The sequence below is a fragment of the Aquabacterium commune genome, from assembly GCF_004362855.1.
Classification (GTDB): Bacteria; Pseudomonadota; Gammaproteobacteria; order Burkholderiales; family Burkholderiaceae_C; genus Aquabacterium; species Aquabacterium commune.
Window position 1 is genome coordinate 130700 of record NZ_SNXW01000008.1, and the last position, 25953, is coordinate 156652.

A 25953-nucleotide genomic window follows, 5' to 3' on the forward strand; every position below is an offset into this window, starting at 1 on the left:
GATGTCCGATACCCTCAAGGCCCGCGTCGGCCGAGTCATTGCAGGCAGCATGCATGCGCTGCTCGATCGAATCGAAGACCAAGCGCCGGAGGCCATGATGGAGCAATCCATCCGCGAAGCTGACGCAGTCATCGACGACGTCAGGCATGAGCTCGGCGTGGTTTCGGCGAATCGACATCTCTCGCAACAGCACCATGCCAGCCTGAACAGCCAGCACGCCAAGCTGGCGGCACAGATCGACGATGCCCTCGTGGGCGGCCGCGAGGACCTGGCCCGCGCCGGTGTGGCCCGGCAGCTCGACATCGAAGCGCAACTGCCGGTGCTCGAGACCACGCTCGGCGAGTACACCCGTCAGGAAGGTGAACTGCAGGGCTATGTGGCAGCACTGCTCGCGAAAAAGCGCGAAATGCAGGAGGCGCTGACCGAGTTTCGCAAGAGCCGCGCAGCGGCAGCGGCTGCGTCCTCGATGGCCGGCGCGGCGGGTGGCACCGCAGCGCATCGCATCGACGGTGTTGCCGGCGCGTTCGACCGCATCTACGAGCGTCAGACGGGGCTGTCCGGAACGGCACGCGGCAACACTTTGCAGCAAGCTGCCCAACTCAAAGAGCTCGACGACATGGTGCGCGACAACAAAATTGCCGAGCGCATGGCGCAATTGAAGGCGAACAAGGCATGAGCCTGTTCGCGGCACCGCAGAACCTGCCTTTTGGCATTGGTTTCGCGCTCATTGTCGGCATCGCCTTGCTCGAAGGGGTGGGCATGCTGGTCTCGATGAGCCCAAGCAATTTTCTGGACGACCTGCTGCCAGACATCGATGGTGACTCGGGCCTGGACCGCGTGCTGGGCTGGCTGCACGCGGGCAAAGTGCCAGCATTGGTGCTGCTGTTGCTGTTCCTCTGCGGCTACACGGTGTTTGGGTACAGCCTTCAAGTCGTTGCCAACGGACTGTTCGGCGGCTACCTGCCTGCCTGGTTGGCGGGTCTGCTGGCAGTGCCTGCTGGCATGGCGACGGTGCGTGGCCTGGGATCGCTGATCGCGCACATCATTCCTCGTGATGAAACGAGCGTGGTCAGCGAGCAGAGTCTCGTCGGCCGGGTGGGGGTGATCGTCGGTGGCGGCGCTCGCCGTGGTCTGGCCGCGCAGGCGAGGGTGAAAGACAGCCATGGACGATCTCATTACCTGATGGTGGAGCCGGACATCGACGACGAGGTCTTCAACGAAGGCACTCAGGTGCTGATCGTCAGGAAGGCGGGCGCTTTTTACCGGTGCATCGCCAACCCACACCCGACACTGATGTGACGGGCCGGGCCGCCACACCATGAATCAACCTGAGGGAGCAAAGACAACATGAACAATCTGATTGATCTGATGACCATCGCAGGCATTGCCCTGCTTTCATTGCTGACCATCGGCATCGTCTTCGCTCGGCTGTACAAGCGATCGACCAAAGAGACTGCCTTCGTCCGCACCGGCCTGGGCGGGCAGAAGGTGATCATGGACGGTGGCGCCATCGTGCTTCCGGTCTTCCATGAGCGCGTGCTCGTGAATATGAACACGCTCAAGCTGGAAGTCGTCCGCCGCGAGCGTGAGAGCCTCATCACCAAAGACCGCATGCGCGTTGACGTCACGGCAGCGTTCTTCGTTCGGGTGAAGCAGACCGAGGAATCGGTGAGCATTGCGGCGCAGACCCTTGGCACGCGAACCATGAGCCCCGACGAACTCAAGGCTCTGGTCGAGGACAAGTTCGTCGATTCGCTTCGCGCAACCGCAGCCACGATGACCATCCAGGAGCTTCAGGACAAGCGCCGCGATTTCGTGCAGGCGGTCCAGAACGCCGTCGCGGAAGACCTGGAGAAGAACGGCCTCGAACTGGAGTCGGTTTCCTTGACGAGCTTGGACCAGACCGACAAGCAGTTCTTCAACCCGAACAATGCGTTTGACGCAGAGGGTCTGACGCGACTCACCGAGCAAACCGAGGCCCGCCGCAAACAACGCAACGACGTCGAGCAGGACACCGAGGTTCAGGTGCGGACCAAGAACCTGGACGCGACGCGCCAGAAGCTCACCATCGAAAAGGACCAGGAGTTCGCGACGCTGGGCCAGCACCGCGAAATCGAAGTCACGCGTGCCGAGCAGGCCGCACTGATCGCCTCGCAGCAGGCCGATCGCACCCGCGAAGCCGAGGCAGCGAAGATCGAGGCGGAACGGCAGGTCAGCCAGAAGCGCATCGAAGCCGAACGAGAGATCAAGGCAGCAGAGATCGAGAAGAACCTCGTCATCCAGACGCGCGAGATCGAGTTGGAGCGCAAGACCGAGATGCAGCGTGCGGAGCAGCGCAAGCAGGTGGAGATCGCGCGTCAGGACACGCAGATCGCGATCGCCAACAAGTCGCGCGAGCAGTCCGACGCCGATGCCGCAGCCAACTTGGCCCGGGCCGAAGCTGTCAAGGCGGAAGAAGGCGTGAACACCGCTCGCCAGGTGGCCGTGGCTGAGCGCGATAGGAGCATCCAGTTGATCGAGGCCTCGAAGGAAGCCGAGCAAAACGCCATCGCAGTCAAGGTGTCGGCCTCGGCGGAGAAGGAGGCCGCGCTTGATCGCGCCGAAGCTGTGACCATCGAGGCCAAGGCGCGGCAAGCCGCTGCGCTGGCGGAAGCCGAGGGCAAGCGGGCGATCAACGAAGCGCTGAACACCTTGTCGGCCGCGCAGATCGACCTGCAGGTTCGAACGCTGCTGCTGCAACAGCTCCCTCAGATCCTGGAGCAGGCGGTGCGACCCATGGAGAAGATCGAGTCGATCCGCATTCTCCAGGTCAGCGGCATGCCGGGCGCGGGGAACGTCACCAGCGATGGCTCGGCACATGGCACCAACGGCGGCGGGGCGACGTTTCCTGAGCAAGTGATGAACTCGGCGCTGCAGTACCAGCTTGCCAAGCCCATCGTCGATGCCGTGATGAAGGACGTCGGTCTGACAAACGACGGCATCACGGGGATGGCCAGCGCCTTGTCGGGCATGCTCAAGAAGCCAGAGGAACAAGGCTGAGAGTGCTCATCGATCCTGCGCGGAAGCGATGGCACAAGGGTTGCTGCAAGACGGCTCATCTTCCCGGCAAATCCGCCACGTCGAGCAGTACGCATCAGCGAAGGCGTCGCCCTCCAGTGACCTACCGTCTGTGGTTCTCATCCTCGCAAACTCACACTCACAGGCTGAACGCGTAATCGATCGTCAGCGGCGCGTGGTCGCTGAACCACTGGTCCTTGAAGACGCTGGCGGCTTTGGCTGTGGCCGCCAGGCCGGGTGTGGCCAGGTGGTAGTCGATGCGCCAGCCCACGTTCTTGGCCCGTGCCTGGCCGCGGTTGCTCCACCACGTGTAGCAGGCGTCGGTCGTGTCGGGGTGCAGGGCGCGGTACACGTCAACCAGGCCGGTGTCGCCCGCCGGGTCGAGCAGTTGCGTCATCCAGGCGCGCTCCTCGGGCAGGAAGCCGGAGTTCTTGAGGTTGCCCTTCCAGTTCTTCAGGTCGGCTTCCTGGTGCGCGATGTTGACGTCGCCCACGAGGATGAACTCGCGCTCGGCGCGCAGCCGGGCCAGGTGAGGGCGGATGACATCGAGGAAGCGGAACTTGGCCTGCTGGCGTTCTTCGCTGCTGGAGCCTGAGGGGAAGTAGCAGCTGATGAGCGACAGCTTGCGCCCCGGCTTGTCAAAGCGCATCTCCACGTACCGGCCTTCGGCGTCGAACTCGCCGTTGTCTGCCTCGCCCAGCCCGACGATGACGTCAGAGGGCGCGATGCGGCTGTACAGGCCCACGCCCGAGTAGCCCTTTTTTTCCGCGTGGTGGAAGTGACCCGGCATGCCGGCGATTTCGCGCAGCTCCGGGCCCATGTCGCTCGCCTGGGCCTTGAGTTCCTGCACGCCCATACAATCGGCGCCGTGGCTCTCAGCCCACTCGCGCATGCCCTTGTTGGCCGCCGAGCGGACGCCATTGAGGTTGAAAGAGACCAGTCTAAACACAGCGCACCACCATCATGAGCAACTCCCCCGCACAAGACACCCTGGCCCAGGACTTCGTGGCCTTCGCCGTTGAATCCAGGGTGCTGCGATTCGGGGAGTTCAAAACCAAGGCAGGCCGGCTGTCGCCCTACTTCTTCAACGCCGGCCTGTTCGACGACGGCGCCAAGCTGGGCCGACTGGCTGAATTCTATGCACGCCGCCTGGTCGCCTCCGGCTTGCAGTTCGACATGCTCTTCGGGCCGGCCTACAAAGGCATCACCCTGGCCGCTGCCGTGTCGATTGAACTGGCCCGCCTGGGGCAGAACAAGCCCTTCGCCTACAACCGCAAGGAAGCGAAAGACCATGGCGAGGGCGGCACCCTGGTGGGCGCGCCGGTGCAGGGCCGTGTGCTCATCATCGACGACGTGATCTCGGCGGGCACCTCGGTGCGCGAGTCCATCGAGATGATCAAGGCGGCAGGCGCCACGCCCTGCGGCGTCACCATCGCCCTCGACCGCCAGGAAAAGGCCACGGTGACCACCGCCACCGGCCCGCAGGAAGCCGCCGAGAGCGCCGTGCAGCAGGTGCAAGGCCAGTACGGCCTGCCGGTCGTGGCCATCGCCACCCTGGCCGACCTGATGGGCTTCCTCGATGTGCAATCCGACGCGGCCCTGGTGTCCGCCCGCCCGGCTGTGCAGGCCTACCGTCAACGCTACGGCGTCTGAGACGTTCTATGATGGCCTGATCACACCCCCATCAGACCCAGGAGAGGGGCTTTGCGGCCCAGGAGCACAGATGAGCCTGTTGTCGGTCGCCGATGACCGTCGGTCAAACCGTTTGCATCGCCCGGATGGGCGGGGCGCGCTGCCGTGCGCGATGGCTGGCATGTCGGCGCGTGCCTCGGTGTGGCTGGGCCTGAGCGCGACCTGGCTGGCGCTGGCCGCACCGGCCCAGGCCGCGGGCATCTACTCCTGCGTGGACGCCAACGGCAAGCGCCACACCTCCGACCGCCCGATCGCCGAGTGCCTGGACCGAGAACAGCGCGTCCTCAACAAGGATGGCTCGCAGCGCCAGACCCTGCCGCCGCGCATGAACGCCGAAGAGCGCGCCCTGGCCGAAGAGCGCCAGCGCCTGCAGGAGCAGGCCCAGGCCGCGCAAAAAGACGCTGTTCGCCGCGACCGCAACCTGATGCTGCGCTTCCCCGACGAGGCCGCGCACAACAAGGCCCGCGAGGCCGCGCTCGACGACCTGCGGCGAGGGGTGATCCTGTCCGAGCGGCGCTTGCAGGATTTGCGCGACGAGCGCCAGCCCCTGCTGGCCGAAACCGAGTTCTACAAGGGCCGCCGCCTGCCCTACAAGCTCAAGTCCAAGCTGGAGGCCAACGACGCCCAGCAGCAAGCGCAGCGCGACATCATCCAGAACCAGAACGCCGAGACGGTGCGCATCAATGCGCTGTACGACGCCGAGCTGGCCCGCCTGCGCCGCCTGTGGGCCGGGGCTGCGCCAGGGTCGGTGCCGCCCGCCTCGGACGCCGTGCCTGCCCGCAAGCGCTGAACCCGCGAGGGAGATGGGGCCTGAACCTCAGCCCTCAGCCCAGCACATTGCGGCGCCCCAGGCCCAGCTTGTTGGCCAGCCAGAAGCGCATGTGGTAGCGGTGCTTGCGCAGATAGACCTGGGCCTTGCGCAGCGGCGGGTAGTCGCGGTACTCGGCGCGGCCCCCCCCGATCACCGAGGCGGCGATGTCGGCGCCCACCTGCCAGAACAGGTCGGGGCTGGCGGAGTACACGGTCAGGTCGCGCTCCCAGTGATGCTTGAGTTCGAAGTCCACCGGACGCAGCAGATGCTCGCGCTTCGGGGTGAGCTTGGCCGCGCCGCGGCGCGACACCAGGTAGGCCGTGCCGTCTTCGGGGCCCTTGCCGCCGAAACACAGGGCCAGCGGCGTGCCTTGGCCCGCATCGCCTGAGACCTGGCCCACGCTGCCCACCCGCTTCGCGCCCTGACGCAGCCGCGTGAGCTTGAGCACGTCCCAGGGGTGCGCGCCGGTGGCCGAGTCGGCCAGCGCCTGCAGGTTCTGCAACGTGCAGATGTCGTGGGTCTGGAAGTCGTCCTCCAGCACCAAGGCGCAGTCCAGGCCGCGTTCCGCGATGAGCTGCCAGCAGCGCAGGTGGCTCAGGAAGCAGCCGATCTCGCCCGGGGTGAGCGGGCGGAACCACTCGCCGTGCGGCGCCGGATGCGGGTTGAGCGCGGCCAGGCGGGCCGCGTCCAGCCGTTTGCCTTCGATGCCGGGCACGCGCTCCCAAGTCACGCCCAGGGCGTCGAGGAGGGGGGCGCAACGCGCCAGGCGGTCGGCCGAGCGGTCGAGGTTGATGAGGAAAACGTGCAAGGGCATCGGCTGGGCCGGTGGGGGCGCCGGGCTCGCCATCAGCCCGCGAGCTTTTTCTTGAGCAGCTCGTTGACCGCCGCCGGGTTGGCCTTGCCCTTGGTGGCTTTCATGGCCTGACCGACCAGCGCGTTGAAGGCCTTGTCCTTGCCAGCGCGGAACTCTTCGACCGACTTGGCGTTGGCCGCCAGGATGTCGTCGAGGATCCGGTCGAGCTCGCCCGTGTCGCTCATCTGCTTGAGGCCCTTGGCCTCGATGACGGCGTCCACGCGGGCTTGCGCATCACCGCTTCCTTCACCCGACCACAGCGCCTCGAACACCTGGCGGGCGCCGTTGTTCGAGATGGTGCCGTCGGCGATGCGCGAGATCATCGCGGCCAGCAAATCGGGCGTCACGGGCGATTGCCCGATGGTCTGCTCTGCCGCGCTGTCTGCGGAGTTCAAGCGCCGCGAGACCTCGCCCATCAGCCAGTTCGACACCAGCTTGGGGCTGCCGCAAGCTTTCGCTGCGGCCTCGAAGAAGGCGCCAAAGGCCTTGGACTGCGTCATCATCGTCGCGTCGTACTCGGGCAGGCCGAAGTCGCGCACGAAGCGCGCGGCCATCACGCGGGGCAGCTCGGGCATCTGCGCGCGCACGCGCTCGACCCACTCGGGTGCGATCACCAGCGGCGGCAGGTCGGGGTCGGGGAAGTAGCGGTAGTCGTGCGCGTCTTCCTTGCTGCGCATGGCGCGCGTCTCGCCCGTGTCTGGGTTGAACAGCACGGTGGCTTGCTGGATGGCGCGGCCGTCCTCGATCTCGTCGATCTGCCAGTTGATCTCGTAGTCAGCGGCCTGCACGATGTGCTTGAAGCTGTTGAGGTTCTTGATCTCGCGGCGGGTGCCCAGCGGCGCGCCGGGCTTGCGCACCGACACGTTGACGTCGCAGCGGAAGGAGCCTTCCTGCATGTTGCCGTCGCAGATGCCCAGCCACACCACCAGCGTGTGCAGTGCGCGCGCGTACTCGGCGGCCTCGGCGCTGGTGCGGATGTCCGGCTCGGTGACGATCTCGATGAGTGGCGTGCCCGCGCGGTTGAGGTCGATGCCCGAGGACTTCTCGCCGTTGAAGCCGCTGAAGTCATCGTGCAGGGACTTGCCCGCGTCTTCTTCCAGGTGGGCGCGCACCAGGCGCACGGTGTGCGGCGTCTCTCCGACGAAGAAGCTGACCGAGCCGCCTTGCACGACGGGGATCTCGTACTGGCTGATCTGGTAGCCCTTGGGCAGGTCGGGGTAGAAGTAGTTCTTGCGCGCAAAGATGGAGCGCGGCGCGATGTGCGAGCCGACCGACAGGCCGAAGGCGATGGCGCGCTCGACCGCGCCCCGGTTCATCACGGGCAGGGTGCCGGGCAGGGCCATGTCCACGGGGCAGGCCTGCGTGTTGGGCGCGGCGCCGAACTGGGTCGAGGCGCCGGAGAAAATCTTCGACTGGGTCGAGAGCTGGACGTGGGTTTCGATGCCGATGACGACTTCGTAGCCACGGACCATCTTGGGGGTCGCGGGGGAGCTCATGGGGTGTCTCGCTGGGTTCGTCAACGCTCAGGCCATCAGGCCTGGGCCGTGGGCTGGCGCTGGTGCCAGTCGGTGGCCTGCTGGAAGGCTTGGCCCGCGTGCAGCAGCCGGGCCTCCTGCCAGTAGTTGCCGATCAGCTGCAGGCCAATGGGCAAGGGGCGCTGCAGCCCGCTGTCGCTGAAGCCGCAGGGCACGCTCATGCCCGGCAGGCCGGCCAGGGAGGCGGGCAGGGTGAAGATGTCGGCGAGGTATTCCTGCAGCGGGTCGGTCTGCGAGCCAATCTCGCGGGCCACCGTGGGGGCCACCGGCCCGGCGATCACGTCGCACACCTGGAACGCGGCCTGGAAGTCGTCGGCGATCATGCGGCGCAGCTTCTGGGCCTGCAGGTAGTAGGCATCGTAGTAGCCGTGGCTCAGCACATAGGCGCCGATCATGATGCGGCGCTTGACCTCGGGCCCGAAGCCTTCGGCGCGCGTCTTGCGGTACATGTCGTTGAGGTCGCTGTACTTCTGCGCGCGGTGGCCGAACTTGACGCCATCGAAGCGGCTCAGGTTGGACGAGGCCTCGGCCGGCGCGATGATGTAGTACACGGGGATGGACAGCTCGGTGCGCGGCAGGCTGACGTCAACCAGCGTGGCGCCCAGGGCTTCGAGCTGCGCCAGCGCGGCGCGCGTGGCGGCCAGCACGTCGGCGCTCACGCCTTCACCGAAGAACTCCTTCGGGACGCCCACGCGCAGGCCGGCCAGCGGGTGGGCCTTGTCGGCGAGTTGGGCCGCCAGCGACAGCGCAGCCAGTTCCCGGCCGATCACGCCGGGGCGGTTGGCCGCCAGGGTGCCGTCGTGCAGGCGGACCTGCTCGGCGCTGGTGGCGTCGCGCTCGTCGAAGCCGCTCATCGCGTCCAGCATCAGGGCGCAGTCTTCGGCGGTGCGGGCCATGGGGCCGGCTTGGTCCAGCGACGAGGCGAAGGCGATCATGCCGAAACGCGAGCAGCGGCCGTAAGTGGGCTTGATGCCGGTGATGCCGGTGAGCGCCGCGGGCTGGCGGATCGAGCCGCCGGTGTCGGTGCCGGTGGTGGCCGACACCAGGCGCGCGGCCACGGCCACGGCCGAGCCGCCCGAGGAGCCGCCGGGGATGCGGCCGGTGTCCCAGGGGTTGCGGGCCTTGGCGTAGGCCGAGTTCTCGTTGGCGCCGCCCATGGCGAATTCGTCGCAGTTGAGCTTGCCCACGTTGACCACGCCAGCGGCCTTGAGCTGGGCCACCACGGTGGCGTCGAAGGGGCTCTGGTAGCCCTTGAGCATTTTCGAGGCCGCGGTGGTGGGCAGGCCTTGCGTGACGAAGATGTCCTTGTGCGCGATGGGCACGCCGTCCAGCGGGCCGAGGGCTTGACCGGCGGCGCGGCGGGCGTCGGCGGCGGCGGCGGCGGCCAGTGCGCCATCGGCGTCCACGTGCAGGAAGGCGCCGAGGTCGGCGTGCGCGGCGATGCGGTCCAGGGCGTGCTGGGTCAGGGCCACCGAGGTGGTCTGGCCGGCGTTCAGCGCCTGGCTTTGCTGGGCCAGGGTCAGGTCGTGCAGGGGCAGGGCGGTCATGGCACTCATTCGATCACCTTGGGCACCAGGAACAGGCCTTCGTCGCGGGCCGGGGCGTTGGCCATGTTGGCTTCGCGGTTGTCGCCTTCGGTGACGGTGTCTTCCCGCAGGCGCAGGGTGACGTCCTCGATGGCCGACAGCGGGGTGTACAGGGGCTCGACGCCCGAGGTGTCGATGGCGCGCATCTTCTCGACGATGGCGAAGAATTCGTTGAGCTGGGTCAGCATCGCAGCCTGCTCGTCGTCGCGCAATTCAAGGCGCGCCAACTGGGCGATGCGGCTGACTTCCGTGGGGGTCAGGGCCATGGGTTCATCCAGGGGTAACAGTCGGTTGGTGCAACCCCGGAAACGGGGAGACCTTGCGGTATTATCTTAGGTTATCCACAAGTCTTTGTGGCAGCGGTGCTCGGCCCGACCAGGGTTGTCGCAGGTGCTGCCAGAAGCGGGGAGAGTTCATGACGCGCAGCTTCGGCTGCGAGGTCGCCAGTGGGCCTGGTCCGGGTCCCGTTTCGTCGTCAGATTCCGTCGTCACTTTCGTCGTCAGATTTCAAAAGGCCACACGGGCCCATCGGGTTGGCTGGTTGGGTGTTTTGTGCGTGAGTTCTTCCGCACCTCGCCCGCAGGTGCCGACCTCCGCCCGCAGCCGGAGCGCCATTGCATGTATTCCATGTTCCGCAAGTATTTTTCCACCGACCTGGCCATCGACCTGGGCACGGCCAACACGCTCATTTATGTGCGTGACAAGGGCATCGTCCTGGACGAGCCCTCGGTGGTCTCGATCCGCCACGAAGGCGGCCCCAACGGCAAGAAGACCATCCAGGCGGTGGGCTCCGAGGCCAAGGCCATGCTGGGCAAGGTGCCTGGCAACATCGAGGCCATCCGCCCGATGAAGGACGGCGTGATCGCCGACTTCACCGTCACCGAGCAGATGCTCAAGCAGTTCATCAAGATGGTGCACCCGCGCTCGGTGTTGAAGCCGTCGCCGCGCATCATCATCTGCGTGCCCTGCGGCTCCACCCAGGTCGAGCGCCGCGCCATCCGCGAATCGGCCCTGGGCGCTGGCGCCTCCGAGGTTTACCTGATCGAAGAACCCATGGCCGCGGCCATCGGTGCCGGCCTGCCGGTGTCGGAAGCATCGGGCTCCATGGTGGTGGACATCGGCGGCGGCACGACCGAAGTCGGCGTGATCTCGCTGGGCGGCATGGTTTACAAGGGCTCTGTGCGCGTCGGCGGTGACAAGTTCGACGAGAGCATCATCAACTACATCCGCCGCAACTACGGCATGCTGATCGGCGAGCCTACGGCCGAGGCCATCAAGAAGCACATCGGTTCGGCCTTCCCGGGCTCCGAGGTCAAGGAGATGGAAGTCAAGGGCCGCAACCTGAGCGAAGGCGTGCCGCGCAGCTTCACGATCTCGTCCAACGAGATCCTGGAGGCCCTGACCGACCCGCTCAACCAGATCGTGTCTGCCGTCAAGAACGCGCTGGAGCAGACCCCGCCGGAGTTGGGTGCCGACATCGCCGAGCGCGGCATGATGTTGACCGGTGGCGGCGCTCTGCTGCGTGACCTGGACCGCCTGCTGGCCGAAGAAACCGGCCTGCCCGTGCTGGTGGCCGAAGACCCGCTGACCTGCGTGGTGCGCGGTTGCGGCATGGCCCTGGAGCGCATGGAGCGCCTGGGCAGCATCTTCACGTCGGAATAAGCCGAACAAGCCGTCACAATCCCCTTGGCGCGAGCGGGGTGGCGGGCGAACGAGCCCTTCCCCTGCTCGTGCGGCGTCTGATGCTTCGGAGCTGAACCGCCCACCATGCCACTGGCCACGCTGGACCGCACCCCGCCCCCCTTCTTCAAGCAGGGGCCGTCGGCCTTCACACGCCTGATGTTTTTTGCCGCCCTGGCCATCTTCCTGATGGTGGCCGACGCGCGCTGGAACATGACGCAGCCCGCGCGTGCCGCCGTGGCCACGGTGCTCAACCCGGTGCAGCAGGCCTTGCTGGCGCCGTCACGCGCTTGGGACCAACTCCTGCATTACTTCGCCGGCATGGACGAGGCCCGCGCCGTGCAGGCCCGCGCGCAGCACCTGGTCACGACCCAGGCCGAGCGCGTGATGCGCATGGAAGAGCTCGCCCGCGAGAACGCCCGCCTGCGCGCCTTGCTGACGCTGCGCCCGCGCATCGAGGTGGCCACGTCCTCGGCCGAAATCCTCTACGACACCCAGGACCCCTTCACCCGCAAGGTCGTGATCGACCATGGCGGCAACCAGGGCGTGGTGCTGGGCTCGCCCGTGGTCGATGAAACCGGCGTGCTGGGCCAGGTCACGCGCGTGTACCCGCTCACGTCCGAGGTGACGCTGGTGACCGACAAGGACGCGGCCGTGCCCGTGGTCAATGTGCGCACGCAACAGCGCGGCGTGGCCTACGGCACCGCCCAGGCGCGCGGCATGGAGCTGCGCTTCATGGCTGGCAACGCCGATGTGCAGGTGGGCGACACCTTGCAGACCTCCGGCCTCGATGGCGTTTATCCGGCCGGCCTGCCGGTGGCCAAGGTCAGCAGCGTGGACCGCCGCGCCGACTCGGCCTTCGCGCGCATCGTGCTGACGCCCCTGAGCAGCCCGGACAGCACCCGCCACGTGCTGCTGCTGCAGCCGGCCTCCAGCCAGATGCCGGAGCGCCCGGCCGATGCGGCCTCCGGTGCGGCCTCGGTCGCCGAAGACAAGGGCCGCCACGGCAAGGGTGTCCACCACGGTGGCAGCAAGTCACCCGCTACCGCCTCGGGAGTCACCTCGGCAGCCACCTCGGGAGCCCGCCCATGATGCCGCGTGGCAACGAGCTGCTGATGCCGGTCAACCCGGTGTTCATCTGGGTGTCCCTGCTGCTGGCCATGGCGCTCAACATCCTGCCCTGGGGGCGCTGGCCGGGCGTGCCGGACTTCCTGGCCGTGGCCGTGGTGTTCTGGAACGTGCACCAGCCGCGCCGCGTGGGCGTGGGCGCCGCTTTCGTCTTCGGTCTGATCATGGACGTGCACCAGGGCGCGCTGCTCGGTCAGCACGCGCTGTCCTACACCTTGCTGAGCTTCTTCGCCATCACCGTGCACCGCCGACTGCTGTGGTTCACGGTGGGCTCGCAGGCCGTGCAGATCGTGCCCCTGTTCGTGGCCGCGCACGCCGTGTCCCTGCTGGTGCGCATGGCCGCGGGTGCGAGCTTCCCGGGCTGGAGCCTGACGCTGGCGCCCTTGCTGGAGGCATTGCTGTGGCCGGTGGCCAACTTCATGCTGCTGGCGCCGCAACGCCGTCCGCCCGACCGCGACAAGAACCGTCCGCTGTGAGGCTCAGGCCCACCGCGCAGCACCCGCCATGACCGAGCTCAAGAACCTCGAACAGGAACTCGGACGCTTCCGTGCCCGCCTGTGGGCCGCGGCAGGCTTCGTGCTGTTCTGCTTCGGTCTGCTGGTCTTCCGCCTGACGGTGCTGCAGATCCAGCGTCACGAAGACCTGGCCGCGCGCGCCGAAAACAACCGCACGGCGGTGGTGCCCATCGTGCCCAACCGCGGCCTCATCGTTGACCGCAACGGCGTGGTGCTGGCCAACAACTACTCGGCCTACACGCTGGAGATCACGCCTTCCAAGGTGGACGACGTGGAGGCCACCATCGACGAGCTGGCCCGCATCGTGGACATCCAGGTGCGCGACCGCCGCCGCTTCAAGCGCCTGCGGGAAGAGTCCAAGAGCTTCGAGTCCATCCCCATCCGCACGCGCCTGACCGACAAGGAAGTGGCCCGCTTCACCGCGCAGCGCTACCGCTTTCCGGGAGTCGATATCCAGGCGCGCCTGTTCCGCCACTACCCCTATGGCGAGCTGGCCAGCCACGTGCTGGGCTACATCGGGCGCATCAACCAGCGCGAAGCCGAGGCCATGGAAGACTGGCCCGACGAGGACCAGGCCAACTACCGCGGCACCGAGTACATCGGCAAGCTGGGCATCGAGCAGAGCTACGAGCGCGAGCTGCACGGCATCACCGGCTTCGAGCAGGTCGAGACCAGCGCGGGTGGCCGCGCGGTGCGGCGTTTGCGCTCCAACCCGGCCACCCCGGGCAACACGGTGCACCTGTCCATCGACATCAAGCTGCAGGCCCTGATCGAGCGCCTGTTCGGTGACCGCCGCGGCGCGCTGGTGGCCATCGACCCGCGCAATGGCGAGGTGCTGGCTTTCGTGTCCAAGCCGACCTTCGACCCCAACCTGTTCGTGGATGGCATCGACGTCGAGAACTGGAAAGAGCTCAACGAATCGGCTGACAAACCCCTGCTGAACCGGGCCCTGCGCGGCACCTACCCCCCGGGCTCGACCTACAAGCCCTTCATGGCCCTGGCGGCGCTCAACACCGGCAAGCGCAACCCCAACACCATCGTCATGGACAGCGGGGTGTTCATGTTCGGCGGCCACAAGTTCCGCAGCCCGGAGAACGAGCGCGGTGGCGCGATGAACATGCGGCGCGCCATCGTTGAATCGTCCAACGTCTATTTCTACTCGCTGGCCAACGAGCTCGGCGTGGACACCATCCACGACCAGATGGCGCCACTGGGCTTCGGGCGTCTGACCGGCATCGACCTCAAGGGCGAGGTCACCGGCATCCTGCCCTCCACCGAGTGGAAGCGCCGGGCTTACAAGCGTCCGGAGATGAAGCGCTGGTACGCCGGCGAGACGATTTCGCTCGGCATCGGCCAGGGCTACAACACCTTCACGATGCTGCAACTGGCCACCGCGATGGCGACCGTGGCCAGCGATGGCCAGCGCTTCCAGCCTCGGGTGGTGCGCGAGATCGAGAACGTCGTGACGCGCGAGCGGCAGATGACGACCAACGAGGCCCTCGCGCCGGTGGTTTACAAGCCCGAGCACACGGCCTTCATCCGCGAAGCCATGTTCGGCGTGACGCAGGAGGGCACCGGCACGCGCGTGTTCGCAGGCGCCGCCTACCAGAGCGGTGGCAAGACGGGCACGGCCCAGGCCGTGGGCCTGCGGCAGAACGAGAAGTACGTGGCATCCAAGGTGGACGAGTACAAGCGCGACCATTCGCTTTACGAAGCCTTCGCCCCCACGGACAAGCCGCGCGTGGCCCTGGCCGTCATCGTCGAGAACGCGGGCTTTGGCTCGATGTCGGCCGCGCCCATCGCCCGCCGGGTGCTGGACTACCTGTTGACCGACACCTACCCCAGCGAGGAAGACATCGCCCTGGTGCAGGTGGGCAAGGGCGTCGCGCCGGTGGGCACGCCGCGCAAGGCTTCGGCCATGCCTTTGCCGCGCGGCCTGGACGCCTTCGGTGCCGACGTGCCCGGGGTGCCGGATGCGGCCAGCGCTGCGGGTGCGGCGGGCGCTGCCAGTGCTGCCAGTGCTGCCGCTGCATCGGCAGCTTCTGCCGCGTCCTCGGCGTCGGCCCCTGCGGTGGCGACACCCCGCGCGCCGCAGCCATTGCCGCAGCCATTGCCTCAACCGCCACCCGCCCCATCGCGCCCCACACCGCCCGCCGCGGCCTTGCCGCTCACGCCGTCCGCCTCCCGGGAGCAGCCATGAACGTCGCCTTCGACAAGCCCTCTCCCTGGCAGCGCATCCAGCCCGTCTTTCAGGGCTTCGACCTGCCGCTGGTGTTCATCGTCGCTTTCCTGTGCGGGCTGGGCCTGGTCAACATGTACTCTGTTGGCTTTGACAACGGCTCGCGCTTTTTCGACCAGGCTCGCAACATGCTGCTGGCCGCGGGCGTGCTCTTCCTGGTGGCGCAGGTGCCGCCTCAGCGCCTGATGGCCCTGGCCGTGCCGGTGTACACCGTGGGCGTGCTGCTGCTGGTGGCGACCGCCCTGTTCGGGCTGACCAAGAAGGGCGCCACCCGCTGGCTCAACTTGGGGCTGGTCATCCAGCCCTCCGAGGTGATGAAAATCGCCGCACCGCTGATGCTGGCCTGGTGGTTCCAGCGCCGTGAGGGGCAGTTGCGCCCGCTGGATTTCGCCGTGGCCTGCGGTCTGCTTCTGGTGCCGGTGGCGCTGGTGCTCAAGCAGCCGGACCTGGGCACGTCGCTGTTGGTGTTGTCGTCGGGGCTGTACGTCATCTTCTTCGCGGGCCTGAACTGGCGCCTCATCCTGCCGGTGCTGCTGGCCGGCGCCATCGGCATCACACTGATCGTCAGCTACCAGGGCGATCTGTGTCAGCCGGGCGTGAAGTGGGTGGGCCTGCACGACTACCAGAAGAACCGCGTCTGCACACTGCTCGACCCGACCACCGACCCGCTGGGCAAGGGCTTCCACATCATCCAGGGCATGATCGCCATCGGCTCGGGCGGCGTCACGGGCAAAGGCTTCATGCAGGGCACGCAGACGCATCTGGAGTTCATTCCCGAGCGCACGACCGATTTCGTCTTCGCGGCCTACTCCGAAGAGCACGGCCTCGTGGGCAACCTGCTGCTCATGGCGGGCTTCCTGGCGCTGATCTTTCGCGGCCTGGTCATCGCGGCGCAGGCGCCGACGCTGTTCTCGCGCCTGCTGGCGGGCAGCCTGTCGCTGAGCTTTTTCACCTATGCCTTCGTCAACATGGGCATGGTCAGCGGCATCCTGCCGGTGGTGGGGGTGCCGCTGCCCTTCATCAGCTACGGCGGCACGGCCATGGTCACGCTGGGACTGGCGCTGGGCATGCTGATGTCGATCGCCAAGAGCCGCGGCCTGATGCAAAGGTGACGGGCGCCCGCGCCTGTGCCGATGCAAGGGTGATGCACCGCAAGCGCGGCGTCACGCGGTGGCGCTAACATCGCGCCCATGGACACCGCTGCCCACCCCACGCTCACCGCGCTGCCACCCGGCGCTGCGCCATCCGCCATCCAGCACGACGGCCGCGACCGCTTGATCATCGCGCTGGACACCGCCTTGCGCGCCGCCTTCGGCGAGCACGTGGCCGCGCGCCCCTGCCCGAAGCCGGTGGTGGCGAGCGACGCCTTGGGCGCGGACGAGGGCGATGCCGTCCTCAGCCCCGAAGACAAGCGCCTGTCCGCCGCACTGATGCGCGTCAACCACGTGGGCGAGGTCTGCGCGCAGGCGCTGTACGCCTCGCAATCCTGGGGCACGCGCGACCCGCTGCTGAAAGCGCAGTTCGAGGCCGCGGCCCGCGAAGAGGTGGACCACCTCGCCTGGACGGAGCAGCGCCTGAAAGAGCTGGGCGGGCGCACCAGCCTGCTCAACCCGCTGTGGTACGCGGGCTCCTTCGCCATCGGCCTGATCGCTGCGCGCGCGGGCGACCGCCACAGCCTGGGCTTCGTGGTCGAAACCGAACGCCAGGTCGAGGCCCACCTCAACGAGCACATGGACCGCCTGCCCGCCGCCGACCAGGCCTCGCGGGCCATCGTGGCGCAGATGCGCGACGACGAAGTCGCCCACGCTGATGCCGCCGAGAAAGCCGGTGGCTTGCCCCTGCCGGCCCCGGTGCGCGGCTTGATGAAGCTGGTCGCCAAGGTCATGACGGCCACCGCCCACCGCATCTGATCCCTGGCAGGCCAGGGCTGCGGATCAGGCCGCCACGATCTCGAAGCTGGTGGTGATTTCGGCGGTCTTGCCGATCATGATGCTGGCCGAGCAGTACTTCTCGTGCGACATCTGGATGGCCCGCGCCACGGCGGTCTCCGTCAGGTTCACGCCGGTCACGACGAAGTGCATGTTGATTTTGGTGAAGACTTTCGGGTCCACCTCGGCGCGGTCGGCGGTGAGCTTGACCTGGCAGCCGCGCACGTCGTGGCGACCGCGTTTGAGGATGAGCACCACGTCATAGGCGGTGCAGCCACCGGTGCCGGCCAGCACGGTTTCCATGGGCCGGGGCGCCAGGTTGCGGCCGCCGCCGTCCGGGGCGCCATCCATGTTGATGATGTGGCCGCTGCCGGTTTCGGCCATGAAGGCCATGCCGGAGGCCGGCTGCCAGTGGATGGTGCATTCCATGATGCGGTGTCCTGCGCAAGAAAAAAAGGCGATCCGATCGATCGGTCCGAGCCCGGATTGTGCCGCGCGCGCCGGATCCGCGTCGGTCTCGGGCGGGGGCAGAAAAATTTTCGTGGGGCCCGGAACTTATTGCAACCAGCTGTGTCCTACAGGGGCTTGTTTTGTTTGTCATCTCCACGCCTGTTCAGCAACTTGCTGTTCGAAGGATTCCCAGCCCGAGGCACTGCGCTCGGGCTTTTTTTTGCGCGCCGCCCGGCAGCGTCCACAAAGATTGCCAAGTGAGTGGGTGCCCACTTTCGCTTCGGGTCAGGGAAATCAGGCGGTGGGATCGGGCAGGGCGCTGCGTGCGCTGGCCTTGGCGGCCATTTCCTCGCGCAGCCGGCGCAGCTTCTCGCGCGGGTCTTCGCGCACCGCGCCCTCGTGGAGCTTCATCTCGGCGACGAAGCGGCTGGGCACGGCCTGGACGTACTCGCGGCCTTTTTTGCGGCGCTTGAGCACGCTGACGCTCAAACTCAGGCGCGCGCGGGTGATGCCGACGTACATCAGGCGGCGCTCTTCCTCGATCTGCCCGGGCGGGATCTCGCCCTCCTCGCGGGAGAACGGCAGCACCCCTTCGTTGACGCCCGCCAGCACCACGTGCGGCCACTCCAGGCCCTTGGAGGCGTGCAGGGTGGACAGCACCACGGCGTTCTGGTCCGAGTCGCGCTCGGCCAGCGAGGTGATCAGCGCGATGGTCTGGGCCACTTCGATGACGCTGCGGCGCTCGGTCTCGGTGGTCATGCCGCCGTCGGTGTCGATGTCGCCGCCGCAGCGCTTGGCCACCCAGTCAATGAAGTCCATCACGTTGGACCAGCGGGCCGCCGCGACCTTCTCGTTTTCTTCGTTGTCGTGCAGGTGCTGCTCGTAGCCGATGTCTTTGAGCCAGGCCAGCAGCATCTCTTTGGCGCCTTCGCTGCCGAAGGTCTGGCGGGCTTTGTATTCGAAGTCGTTGATGTAGCGACCGAACTCGTGCAGGCCATCGAGCGCCCGCTGGTTGAGCACCGAACCCAGCGACTCGGCGAACAGGGCCTCGAACAGGCTGACCTTCCACTTGCCGGCGAACTCACCGAGCGTGGCCAGGGTCTGGTGGCCGATGCCGCGTTTGGGCGTGGTCACGGCGCGCAGGAAGGCCGGGTCGTCGTCGTTGTTGAGCAGCAGGCGCAGCCAGGCGCAGAGGTCCTTGATTTCGGCGCGGTCGAAGAAGCTCTGTCCGCCCGAGACCTTGTAGGGGATGTTGGCCTTGCGCAGCGCCTGCTCGAAGGGTCGGGCCTGGTGGTTGGCGCGGTAGAGGATGGCGAAGTTGTGCCAGTCGGCGTTCTGGCCGCTGCTGACCAGGCCGGCGTGGATGGCGTTGAGGCGGCCCACGGCGCGCTCGGCCTCGTGCTCCTCGTTGTCGCACTCGGCCACCTTGACGGGCTCGCCCTCGCCCAGGTCGGACCACAGCGTCTTCGGGAAGAGCTTGGGGTTGAGCTGGATGACGTTGTTGGCCGCGCGCAGGATGGCGCTGGTGGAGCGGTAGTTCTGCTCCAGCGGGATGACCTTGAGGTTGGGGTAGTCCTGCGGCAGGCGCTTCAAATTGTCGAGCGTGGCGCCGCGCCAGCCATAGATGGACTGGTCGTCGTCGCCCACGGCGGTGAAGATGCCTTGCGGCCCCACCAGCAGCTTGAGCAGCTCGTACTGGGTGGCGTTCGTGTCCTGGTACTCGTCCACCAGCACGTGCTTGAGCTGGCGTTGCCATTTTTGCGCCACGTGCGGGTGCTCGGACAGCAGCCGCAGCGGCAGGCCGATGAGGTCGTCGAAGTCCACCGCCTGGTAGGCCAGCAGGCGCTCCTCGTACAGCTTCATGATGCGCGCCGTCAGGGCCTCGTCGTCGGTGGCGGCCTGGCTGATCGCGGCGGCGCTGTCCAGGCCCATGTTCTTCCACAGGCTGATCTGCCACTGCCAGCTGCGCGCCAATTTGGCGTCGGTGGTGGCGCCGGCATCCCGCAGGATGCTGGTGACGTCGTCGCTGTCGAGGATGGAGAACTTGGGCTTGAGGCCCAGCGCCTCGCCGTCTTCGCGCAGCAGGCGCACGCCCAGCGAGTGGAAGGTGCAGACCAGCAGCTTGGACGCGGCCTTGGCGCCGATCAGGGCCTTGACCCGGTCGCGCATTTCCGCGGCGGCCTTGTTGGTGAAGGTGATGGCGCCGATCTGCGAGGGGGCGAGGTCGGCGCCGTCACCCGGCAGCAGCAGCCGCGCGATTTTGTGCGTGATGACGCGCGTCTTGCCCGAGCCGGCGCCGGCCAGCACCAGGCAGGGGCTGTCGAGGTGCTGCACAGCCGCCATCTGGGCGGGGTTCATGGTGGGGACGGACATCGGGGCAGGAACTGGGCGGGGCGTGCTGGACGTGGCGTGGCTGGCGGGGTCAGATGCTGGCGACGAATTCGCCCAGCACCTCGGCGAACGCATGGGGTTGTTCGACGGCGCTGAGGTGGGCACAGCCTTGCAGCGTCACCATCTCGGCGCGGGGGATGCTGCGCGCCAGCGTCATGGCCACATCCACCGGTGTGCTGTCGTCCTGGCTGCCGGCCACCACCAGCGTGGGCACGCGGATGTGCTGGAGCTTGCCGCTGAAGTCGGCCTCGCACAGGGCGGCGGCGCAGGCGGTGTAGCCCTCGGGGTCGGTGGCTTCCAGCAGGCGCTGGTGGCGGGCCACCGTGGCGGGCTGGGCTTCGCGGAAGGCGGCGCTGAAAAAGCGCGCCATGGTCGGCGTGCTGACGGCCTGCATGCCGTGGGATTCGACCGTGGCGATGCGCTGCGCGATGGCTTCGCGACCGGCCGGGTTGTAGGCGCTGGTGGTGTTGGCCAGCACGAGCGCCTTGACCTTGTCGGGGAAGCGCAGGGCCAGCTCCTGACCGATCAGCCCGCCCATCGACAGGCCCACCCAGATCACCGGTTCGCCGCAGGCGAGTTCGTCGATCAGGCGAGCGGCGTCGGCGGCCAGTTCGGTCATGGACAGCGGCTCGGACGGGATCTGCGAGCGACCATGGCCGCGGGTGTCGGGGCAAATCACGCGGCAGGTGCCGGCCAGTTCGTTGGCCACCACGTCCCACATCGAGCCGTCCTGGCCGAGGGCGTGGCTGAGCACGATGGTGTGGGCCGCCTCGCCGTTGCGGGCTTCGCGCACGGTGGCGTGCAGCTTGGGCCGCGTCGAGGTGAAGACGGATCGGCCCACACCGGTGTGCCAGCACTGGTCGGCGGGGCGGGGTGGCGGCTCGATGCCGAGTTCGCGCATCACGGCCAGGGCCTTGGCGAAGCCGGTGTTGGCCGCGGGCACGCCGGCGTAGATGGCGATCTGGATGAGCGCCTCGCGGACTTCCTCGACCGACAGCGTGTGGGCATTGCCTGGCGTGAGCGAGCCGCGCAGGTGGATCTCGAATTCGTCCCAGCGGCCCAGGGCACTGGTCACGGCCAGCACGAGGACGCGGCGCGTTTTCCAGTCCAGGCCCGGACGGCCCCAGGCACCATGCCAGGCGTACTGGGTGATGTAGTGCTGGAACTCTGCGTTGAAGGCGTTGGCTTTGGCCACCGAGTGGTCCACCCAGGCATCGCCCAGGGCGGCACGGCGGTTGCGCATGCCGCGCTCAAAATCGTGGTCGAAGGCGGGTGTGGGTTGGGATGACATGGGGGGCTCAGCAAGGGGTGGCGCCAGACAGCCCTTCATTGTGCCGTGTGATGTGCCGCGTGATGTGCCGCCCGATGCGCCCTGGCCAGCCCAGGTCGCACGGTATCGCGCCGTGTTTTCTCGCCACCATGGGTTAAGGTGCGGGGATGCCCGCATGGACATCTTCCACCCGTTTGCCCTGCCATTCCTGGCCGTGGCGCTCGCTCGGCCCCTGGGCCGCGGCCTGCGGCATGGCGGCTTTGCTGGCCCTGGGCGGCTGCGCCTCGGGGCCGGGGGGCACGGGTGGTGCCCGGGCGCCTGAGCGCGCCTCGGAGCGCCCGCCCGGCCGCGACGGCCCGCCACCGCAGGGTGCTGCCCCCACGCTGGCCGAGCTGGCCAGCCAACCGGACCCGGTGCCGCAGGTTGAGCCCATCCGCGCGGGCGGGCCGAACAAGCCCTACGTCGTCATGGGTCAGTCCTACGAGCCCTTGGCCGCGGATGTGCCTTGGCGCGAGCGCGGCGGTGCCTCCTGGTACGGTCACAAATTCCATGGTCGGCGCACCGCCAGCGGTGAGCTCTACAGCATGTACGGCCTGACCGCGGCCCACAAGACCTTGCCCATCCCGAGCTACGTGCGCGTGCGCAGTGTGCGCAGTGGCAAGGAAATCATCGTGCGGGTCAACGACCGCGGGCCCTTCCATGGCAGCCGCGTCATCGACCTGAGTTACGCGGCGGCCGTCAAGCTGGACATCGCGGCATCGGGCACGGGCGAGGTGGAGCTGTCGCGCCTGACCTTCGACGAGATCCGCGCCGGGGCCTGGCAGCGCGGCACGGTGCTGGACGCAGACCCTGTCACCGCCAGTGCCGTGCCACCCAGCGATGACCCCATGGGCGATTTCGCCACCCGTGCGGCCACCCGGCCTGCCTTGCCAAGTGCCCCGCTCGCCGCCGCGGTGCCCGTGAGTGGCCGCGCCCACACGCCTGCGTCCACGGGCTTTTGGGTGCAACTGGCCACGCTGGGCAAGCGCGAGGGCGTGGACCGCCTGCAGCAGCGCATCGGCCAGCAGGTCGAGGCCTTGCTGCCCATGCTGGCCGTGTTCCACGAGCCGCCTTTCTTCAAACTGCAGGCGGGGCCGTACACCTCCCGCGCCGAGGCCCAGGCGGCCGCGGCCCAGGCGCGCCGCGCGCTGCAACTGGACCCGATGGTGGTCGAGCGACGCTGAATGCCGTACCTGGGTTTGCTGTTCAATGCCTTCGTCTGGGGGCTGTCTTGGTGGCCTTTGCGCCAGTTGCAGGCCATGGGCCTGCACGCGGTGTGGGCCACGATGTTGTTCTTCTTGATGGGCGTGCTCGTCGTGGGCGTGACGCGCCGCGAAGCCTGGTCGGGCGTGTGGCGCACGCCCACGCTGTGGGTGCTGGCGCTGGCGACAGGCGCCACCAACGCGGCTTTCAACTGGGGCGTCGCCACCGGCGAGGTGGTGCGCGTGGTGCTGCTGTTCTACCTGATGCCGCTGTGGGCCGTGGGTCTGGCCTGGTGGTTGCTGGGCGAGCGCATCACGCCCATGGCGGCAGTGCGCGTGTTGCTGGCCCTGGGCGGCGCCTTGCTGGTGCTGCGCCCGGAAGATGGCGGCTGGCCGCGCTTCAACGGCCAGGCCGACTGGCTGGGCCTGGTCGGTGGCCTGGGCTTTGCCGTGACCAACGTGATGATGCGGCGCGCCGCGCAGCGCACATCGGCCGAGCGTGCCCTGGCCATGTTCATCGGCGGGGTGGGGCTGCCCGCGCTGGCCGGGCTGGCCTTGTCGGCCCAGGGCCTCATCCCCGGCTGGCCGGCGTTCGACTGGGCCTGGTTGCTGCTGGCCGGCGCCATGGGCGTGGCCTTCTTCGCGGCCAACCTGGCCATGCAGTACGGCGCTTCACAGATCCCGGTGCACCTGACCTCGGTGGTCATGCTCACCGAGATCGTGTTCGCCTCGGGCTCGGCCGTGTGGTTCGGTGGCGAAACCCTGCGCCCGGTGGTGCTGGTCGGCGGTGCCCTCATCCTGCTGGCGGCCTTGATGGCCACGCGGGACGAGGCCTGAGCGAGCACCTCGCCAGGCCCGCGTCCCTGGCGCTCAGCCGCGCAGCTTGCGGCTGTGTGCGTGCACCGTGTCCACCAGCACCGAGACGCTCTCCGGCGGCGTGAACTGGCTGATGCCGTGGCCCAGGTTGAAGATGTGGCCCGAGCCACCGGCCACGTCGGAGGGCTTGCCGAAGCTGTCCAGCGTCTGGATGACCTGCTCGCGCACCTGCTCGGGTGAAGCGAACAGCACGTTGGGGTCGAGGTTGCCTTGCAGGGCCACGCGGTCGCCCACGCGGGCACGGGCACGGCCCAGGTTCATCGTCCAGTCCAGGCCGACGACGTCGCAGCCGCTGTCGGCGATCTCGTCCAGCCAGATGCCGCCGCCCTTGGTGAAGACGATGTGCGGGATGCGGAATCCGTTGTGCTCGCGCTTGAGCTGCGAGAGCACGCGCTTCGTGTAGGCCAGGCTGAACTGCTGGAAGGCGCCATCGGCCAGCACGCCGCCCCAGGAGTCGAAAATCATCGCCGCTTGCGCGCCGGCTTCGATCTGGGTGTTGAGGTAGAGCGCCACGGCGTCGGCGTTGACTTCGAGGATGCGGTGCATCAGGTCGGGGCGCTGGTACATCAGCGTCTTGACGGCGCGGTAGTCGTCCGAGCCACCGCCTTCGACCATGTAGCAGGCCAGCGTCCAGGGGCTGCCCGAGAAGCCAATCAGGGGCACTTTGCCCACGCCGTTCTCGTCGGACAGGGCCTTGCGGATGGTGCCGACCGCGTCGAACACGTAGCGCAGCTTGTCCATGTCGGGCACGGCCAGCTGGGCCACGGCGGCCTCGTCGCGCACGACCTTGGCGAATTTCGGGCCTTCACCGGCCGCGAAGCTCAGGCCCAAGCCCATGGCGTCGGGCACGGTGAGGATGTCGCTGAACAGGATGGCGGCGTCGAGGTCGTAGCGGCGCAGCGGTTGCAGCGTCACTTCGCAGGCCGCCTCGGGGTTGGTGGCCAGGCCCATGAAGCTGCCGGCCACGTCGCGCGTGGCGCGGTATTCGGGCAAGTAGCGGCCGGCCTGGCGCATCAGCCACACGGGCGTGGCGTCGGTGGGCAGGCGCAGGCAGGCGCGCAGGAAGCGGTCGTTGGCCAGCGGGGGCAGGGCGGGCGCGTTGGCGTTGGCGGCGGCGGAGGTCGGGGCGGTGGCAGCACTCATGTCGGGCATTGTAGGCAGTCGCCTTTGTGCGCGTTGGTGCCTGCTCATTCAGGGGGGAGATCCGCAGCAACCATGAGGCGCTTGGCGCGCTGATCTGGCAGCATCGAACGCATGGCATTTCCGAGCAAGACCGTGACCGGCGACACCGTTCCCCTCAACCGATCCGAGCATGGTTACGCGGCCATCGAGGGCCTGGCCGGCACCATGGTGCAGCCCTACCTGATGCGCTTCGACGCGCCCGTGAGCGAGGCCCAGGTGCGCGCGGTGCTGCGCCAGCTGGTGTCGGCCTACCCCAAGCTGCGCGCGGCGCTGGAGCCCGGCTGGCACCGCTACCACCTGCGCATCCTGCCCGAGGGGCCGCTGATCGACCAGATGTTCGCGCTGGCCTTTCGCGTGCACACCGATGTCGATCTCGACGACCCCGAGGCGCTGCAGGCCTGGCACTGGCGCGCGCTGCATGAGGTGCTGCCGCTGGAGCGCGGCCTGGGCTTGCGCGCGCACTTCGCGCCGCACCCGCAGCGTCCGGCCCTGATCTTCGGTGTGCCCCACCTGTTGGCCGATGGCATGACCATGGTCGAGCAGGTGCGCCAGATCCTGCGCGGGCTCAACGGCCTGCCGGTCGAGGCCATGCCGCTGGAGGCGCCGTCCATGCTGGGCGCGATCGCACCCGAGCGCTGGTGGCAGTGGCCGCGCCAGGTGTGGCGCTCGCGCCAGCACAAGGTCGCTGAGGCGCGCCGGCTGGCCGGCTTGCACGTGCAGCAGCTGCCCACCGCGCTGGGCGCGCACTACTCGACCACCGGCCTGCGCCACCACACCGTGCCCACGCCCGTGGCCGATTTGCGCCGTGCGGCGCGGCAGCTCGGGGTGTCGCTCAACACCTTGCTGGTGTCGGCCATCGCGCAAACCTTTCTGGAGCAGGCGCCCGGTGACCCCTTGGCTGCGGCCGTCATCCGCATCTCGGTGAACCTGCGCAAGTTCTATCCCGCGGCCTCAGCGACGTCGCCCGCCCATGGTCCGCTGTGGGGCAACCACGTGGGCGCCTTCCTCGTCATCGAACAGGATGCGCGCAAGCCGTGGGCCGAGCGCGTGCGCTCGGTCGATGCCGCCATCAAGGAAGGGCAGGCCCGCTACGCCCGCCGCGAGATGTGCTGGACCTACCTGCTCGAAGAGCTCACGCCTTGGTTGGGCCGCACGCTGGTCGGCCACATCGGCCTGAAGCTCAAGCGGGCCGGGCGCTTCCCGGCCATCAGTTGCCACGCGACCAGCCTGGGCGATGTCGGTGGCATCCACCCGCGCGAGGCCACGGGGGCGAAGCCGGTGCGGGTGGCGCAGCTGGTGCCGCTGGTCAACAGCATCTCGCCCCTGCCGGTGCTGGTGGAGCTGGATGGCGTCCTGAGCGTGCCGATGGCGTGGCAGCTGGGCGAGACCCCGCCTGCCGCCGTGGCCGATTTCCACGCCCGCCTGGACGCCACCTTGGCGCGGCTGGTGCAGGAGGTGGTGGGCGGTGCGGCCAGTGATGCCGGCGCACCGATGGCGGCCCGCCAGGCCGCGGCCTGAG

23 protein-coding genes are annotated in these 25953 nt (G+C 68.1%); 14 read left to right on the forward strand and 9 right to left on the reverse strand.

Annotation, left to right across the window (positions count from 1 at the left end; all coding sequences use genetic code 11):
• Position 1 precedes the first annotated feature (1 nt).
• The 3 genes from EV672_RS14010 to EV672_RS14020 all read left to right on the forward strand — a co-directional run bounded on the left by EV672_RS14010 (position 2) and on the right by EV672_RS14020 (position 3039).
• Positions 2–676 carry a PspA/IM30 family protein gene (locus EV672_RS14010; RefSeq protein ID WP_133610277.1) on the forward strand — a complete coding sequence of 225 codons (675 nt, stop codon included), beginning with the start codon at positions 2–4 and terminating at the stop codon, positions 674–676.
• Positions 673–1299: a YqiJ family protein gene (locus EV672_RS14015; protein ID WP_133610279.1), complete on the forward strand. Its 627-nt coding sequence runs from the start codon at positions 673–675 to the stop codon at positions 1297–1299. Before EV672_RS14010 ends, EV672_RS14015 begins: the two co-directional genes overlap by 4 nt.
• A 69-nt stretch (positions 1300–1368) precedes the next feature.
• Positions 1369–3039, forward strand: a complete 1671-nt coding sequence (locus tag EV672_RS14020; protein ID WP_243738699.1) for a flotillin family protein — start codon at positions 1369–1371, stop codon at positions 3037–3039.
• 157 nt (positions 3040–3196) lie between these two features.
• On the opposite strand, the gene EV672_RS14025 is transcribed toward EV672_RS14020, so the two are convergent.
• Entirely contained in the window at positions 3197–4006 is an 810-nt protein-coding gene (locus tag EV672_RS14025) for an exodeoxyribonuclease III (protein ID WP_133610282.1), read from the reverse strand.
• 14 nt (positions 4007–4020) lie between these two features.
• Between EV672_RS14025 and pyrE the strand changes: the two genes are divergently transcribed.
• The gene (gene pyrE / locus EV672_RS14030; RefSeq protein ID WP_133610284.1) at positions 4021–4710 is read left to right on the forward strand and encodes an orotate phosphoribosyltransferase; all 690 of its coding nucleotides are present in this window, start codon (positions 4021–4023) and stop codon (positions 4708–4710) included.
• Between the two features lie 70 nt (positions 4711–4780).
• Positions 4781–5539 carry a DUF4124 domain-containing protein gene (locus EV672_RS14035; RefSeq protein WP_243738700.1) on the forward strand — a complete coding sequence of 253 codons (759 nt, stop codon included), beginning with the start codon at positions 4781–4783 and terminating at the stop codon, positions 5537–5539.
• Positions 5540–5573: 34 nt separating this feature from the next.
• Here EV672_RS14035 and EV672_RS14040 read toward each other — a convergent pair whose 3' ends face one another.
• From EV672_RS14040 to gatC, 4 genes are read right to left on the reverse strand one after another with little or no spacing between them, the layout of a single operon-like run.
• Positions 5574–6374, reverse strand: a complete 801-nt coding sequence (locus EV672_RS14040; protein ID WP_166643583.1) for a glycosyltransferase family 25 protein — start codon at positions 6372–6374, stop codon at positions 5574–5576.
• 32 nt (positions 6375–6406) lie between these two features.
• Positions 6407–7909 carry an Asp-tRNA(Asn)/Glu-tRNA(Gln) amidotransferase subunit GatB gene (gatB, locus tag EV672_RS14045; protein WP_133610287.1) on the reverse strand — a complete coding sequence of 501 codons (1503 nt, stop codon included), beginning with the start codon at positions 7907–7909 and terminating at the stop codon, positions 6407–6409.
• Positions 7910–7944: 35 nt separating this feature from the next.
• The gene (locus tag EV672_RS14050; RefSeq protein WP_133610289.1) at positions 7945–9495 is read right to left on the reverse strand and encodes an amidase; all 1551 of its coding nucleotides are present in this window, start codon (positions 9493–9495) and stop codon (positions 7945–7947) included.
• A gap of 5 nt (positions 9496–9500) precedes the next feature.
• Entirely contained in the window at positions 9501–9800 is a 300-nt protein-coding gene (gene gatC / locus EV672_RS14055) for an Asp-tRNA(Asn)/Glu-tRNA(Gln) amidotransferase subunit GatC (RefSeq protein WP_133610291.1), read from the reverse strand.
• A gap of 352 nt (positions 9801–10152) precedes the next feature.
• Here gatC and EV672_RS14060 point away from each other — a divergent pair, with 352 nt between their 5' ends.
• The 6 genes from EV672_RS14060 to coq7 all read left to right on the forward strand — a co-directional run bounded on the left by EV672_RS14060 (position 10153) and on the right by coq7 (position 17006).
• Positions 10153–11196, forward strand: a complete 1044-nt coding sequence (locus EV672_RS14060) for a rod shape-determining protein (protein WP_133610292.1) — start codon at positions 10153–10155, stop codon at positions 11194–11196.
• Positions 11197–11301: 105 nt separating this feature from the next.
• Positions 11302–12306, forward strand: coding sequence for a rod shape-determining protein MreC (gene mreC, locus EV672_RS14065; protein WP_133610294.1), 1005 nt, complete (start codon positions 11302–11304; stop codon positions 12304–12306).
• The gene (gene mreD, locus EV672_RS14070; RefSeq protein WP_133610296.1) at positions 12303–12818 is read left to right on the forward strand and encodes a rod shape-determining protein MreD; all 516 of its coding nucleotides are present in this window, start codon (positions 12303–12305) and stop codon (positions 12816–12818) included. The genes mreC and mreD overlap by 4 nt, the downstream gene beginning before the upstream one ends.
• A 28-nt stretch (positions 12819–12846) precedes the next feature.
• Positions 12847–15057: a penicillin-binding protein 2 gene (gene mrdA, locus EV672_RS14075; RefSeq protein WP_133610298.1), complete on the forward strand. Its 2211-nt coding sequence runs from the start codon at positions 12847–12849 to the stop codon at positions 15055–15057.
• On the forward strand, positions 15054–16208 hold the full coding sequence (gene rodA / locus EV672_RS14080) for a rod shape-determining protein RodA (RefSeq protein ID WP_133610300.1): 1155 nt from the start codon (positions 15054–15056) through the stop codon (positions 16206–16208). The genes mrdA and rodA overlap by 4 nt, the downstream gene beginning before the upstream one ends.
• A gap of 78 nt (positions 16209–16286) precedes the next feature.
• Positions 16287–17006, forward strand: a complete 720-nt coding sequence (gene coq7, locus EV672_RS14085; protein WP_133610301.1) for a 2-polyprenyl-3-methyl-6-methoxy-1,4-benzoquinone monooxygenase — start codon at positions 16287–16289, stop codon at positions 17004–17006.
• 24 nt (positions 17007–17030) lie between these two features.
• On the opposite strand, the gene EV672_RS14090 is transcribed toward coq7, so the two are convergent.
• From EV672_RS14090 to pcaCD, 3 genes are all read right to left on the reverse strand, one after another.
• On the reverse strand, positions 17031–17453 hold the full coding sequence (locus tag EV672_RS14090; RefSeq protein ID WP_133610303.1) for an OsmC family protein: 423 nt from the start codon (positions 17451–17453) through the stop codon (positions 17031–17033).
• A gap of 315 nt (positions 17454–17768) precedes the next feature.
• Entirely contained in the window at positions 17769–19847 is a 2079-nt protein-coding gene (locus EV672_RS14095; protein ID WP_133610305.1) for an ATP-dependent helicase, read from the reverse strand.
• A gap of 49 nt (positions 19848–19896) precedes the next feature.
• Complete coding sequence (gene pcaCD, locus EV672_RS14100) at positions 19897–21156, reverse strand: bifunctional 4-carboxymuconolactone decarboxylase/3-oxoadipate enol-lactonase PcaCD (RefSeq protein WP_133610307.1); 1260 nt, start codon at positions 21154–21156, stop codon at positions 19897–19899.
• Positions 21157–21302: 146 nt separating this feature from the next.
• On the opposite strand from pcaCD, the gene EV672_RS14105 reads away from it, so the two are divergent.
• Positions 21303–22358 carry a septal ring lytic transglycosylase RlpA family protein gene (locus EV672_RS14105; RefSeq protein ID WP_133610309.1) on the forward strand — a complete coding sequence of 352 codons (1056 nt, stop codon included), beginning with the start codon at positions 21303–21305 and terminating at the stop codon, positions 22356–22358.
• Positions 22359–23213 carry a DMT family transporter gene (locus EV672_RS14110; RefSeq protein WP_133610311.1) on the forward strand — a complete coding sequence of 285 codons (855 nt, stop codon included), beginning with the start codon at positions 22359–22361 and terminating at the stop codon, positions 23211–23213. It abuts the gene before it with no gap.
• Between the two features lie 33 nt (positions 23214–23246).
• Here the strand turns inward: EV672_RS14110 and hemE are convergent, their stop codons facing one another.
• Positions 23247–24395, reverse strand: coding sequence for a uroporphyrinogen decarboxylase (gene hemE / locus EV672_RS14115; protein WP_133610313.1), 1149 nt, complete (start codon positions 24393–24395; stop codon positions 23247–23249).
• Between the two features lie 111 nt (positions 24396–24506).
• On the opposite strand from hemE, the gene EV672_RS14120 reads away from it, so the two are divergent.
• Complete coding sequence (locus EV672_RS14120) at positions 24507–25952, forward strand: hypothetical protein (RefSeq protein WP_133610315.1); 1446 nt, start codon at positions 24507–24509, stop codon at positions 25950–25952.
• Position 25953: the final 1 nt, after the last annotated feature.

Coding starts and splice junctions, on each gene's coding strand:
- EV672_RS14010 (WP_133610277.1), top strand. CDS start 2: ATGTCCGATACCCTCAAGGCCCGCGTCGGCCGAGTCATTGCAGGCAGC.
- gatB (WP_133610287.1), bottom strand. CDS start 7,909: ATGAGCTCCCCCGCGACCCCCAAGATGGTCCGTGGCTACGAAGTCGTC.
- EV672_RS14120 (WP_133610315.1), top strand. CDS start 24,507: ATGGCATTTCCGAGCAAGACCGTGACCGGCGACACCGTTCCCCTCAAC.
- hemE (WP_133610313.1), bottom strand. CDS start 24,395: ATGAGTGCTGCCACCGCCCCGACCTCCGCCGCCGCCAACGCCAACGCG.
- EV672_RS14110 (WP_133610311.1), top strand. CDS start 22,359: ATGCCGTACCTGGGTTTGCTGTTCAATGCCTTCGTCTGGGGGCTGTCT.
- EV672_RS14035 (WP_243738700.1), top strand. CDS start 4,781: ATGAGCCTGTTGTCGGTCGCCGATGACCGTCGGTCAAACCGTTTGCAT.
- gatC (WP_133610291.1), bottom strand. CDS start 9,800: ATGGCCCTGACCCCCACGGAAGTCAGCCGCATCGCCCAGTTGGCGCGC.
- coq7 (WP_133610301.1), top strand. CDS start 16,287: ATGGACACCGCTGCCCACCCCACGCTCACCGCGCTGCCACCCGGCGCT.
- EV672_RS14060 (WP_133610292.1), top strand. CDS start 10,153: ATGTATTCCATGTTCCGCAAGTATTTTTCCACCGACCTGGCCATCGAC.
- pyrE (WP_133610284.1), top strand. CDS start 4,021: ATGAGCAACTCCCCCGCACAAGACACCCTGGCCCAGGACTTCGTGGCC.
- EV672_RS14015 (WP_133610279.1), top strand. CDS start 673: ATGAGCCTGTTCGCGGCACCGCAGAACCTGCCTTTTGGCATTGGTTTC.
- EV672_RS14090 (WP_133610303.1), bottom strand. CDS start 17,453: ATGGAATGCACCATCCACTGGCAGCCGGCCTCCGGCATGGCCTTCATG.
- pcaCD (WP_133610307.1), bottom strand. CDS start 21,156: ATGTCATCCCAACCCACACCCGCCTTCGACCACGATTTTGAGCGCGGC.
- mrdA (WP_133610298.1), top strand. CDS start 12,847: ATGACCGAGCTCAAGAACCTCGAACAGGAACTCGGACGCTTCCGTGCC.
- mreD (WP_133610296.1), top strand. CDS start 12,303: ATGATGCCGCGTGGCAACGAGCTGCTGATGCCGGTCAACCCGGTGTTC.
- EV672_RS14095 (WP_133610305.1), bottom strand. CDS start 19,847: ATGTCCGTCCCCACCATGAACCCCGCCCAGATGGCGGCTGTGCAGCAC.
- mreC (WP_133610294.1), top strand. CDS start 11,302: ATGCCACTGGCCACGCTGGACCGCACCCCGCCCCCCTTCTTCAAGCAG.
- EV672_RS14050 (WP_133610289.1), bottom strand. CDS start 9,495: ATGACCGCCCTGCCCCTGCACGACCTGACCCTGGCCCAGCAAAGCCAG.
- EV672_RS14020 (WP_243738699.1), top strand. CDS start 1,369: ATGACCATCGCAGGCATTGCCCTGCTTTCATTGCTGACCATCGGCATC.
- EV672_RS14040 (WP_166643583.1), bottom strand. CDS start 6,374: ATGCCCTTGCACGTTTTCCTCATCAACCTCGACCGCTCGGCCGACCGC.
- EV672_RS14105 (WP_133610309.1), top strand. CDS start 21,303: ATGCCCGCATGGACATCTTCCACCCGTTTGCCCTGCCATTCCTGGCCG.
- rodA (WP_133610300.1), top strand. CDS start 15,054: ATGAACGTCGCCTTCGACAAGCCCTCTCCCTGGCAGCGCATCCAGCCC.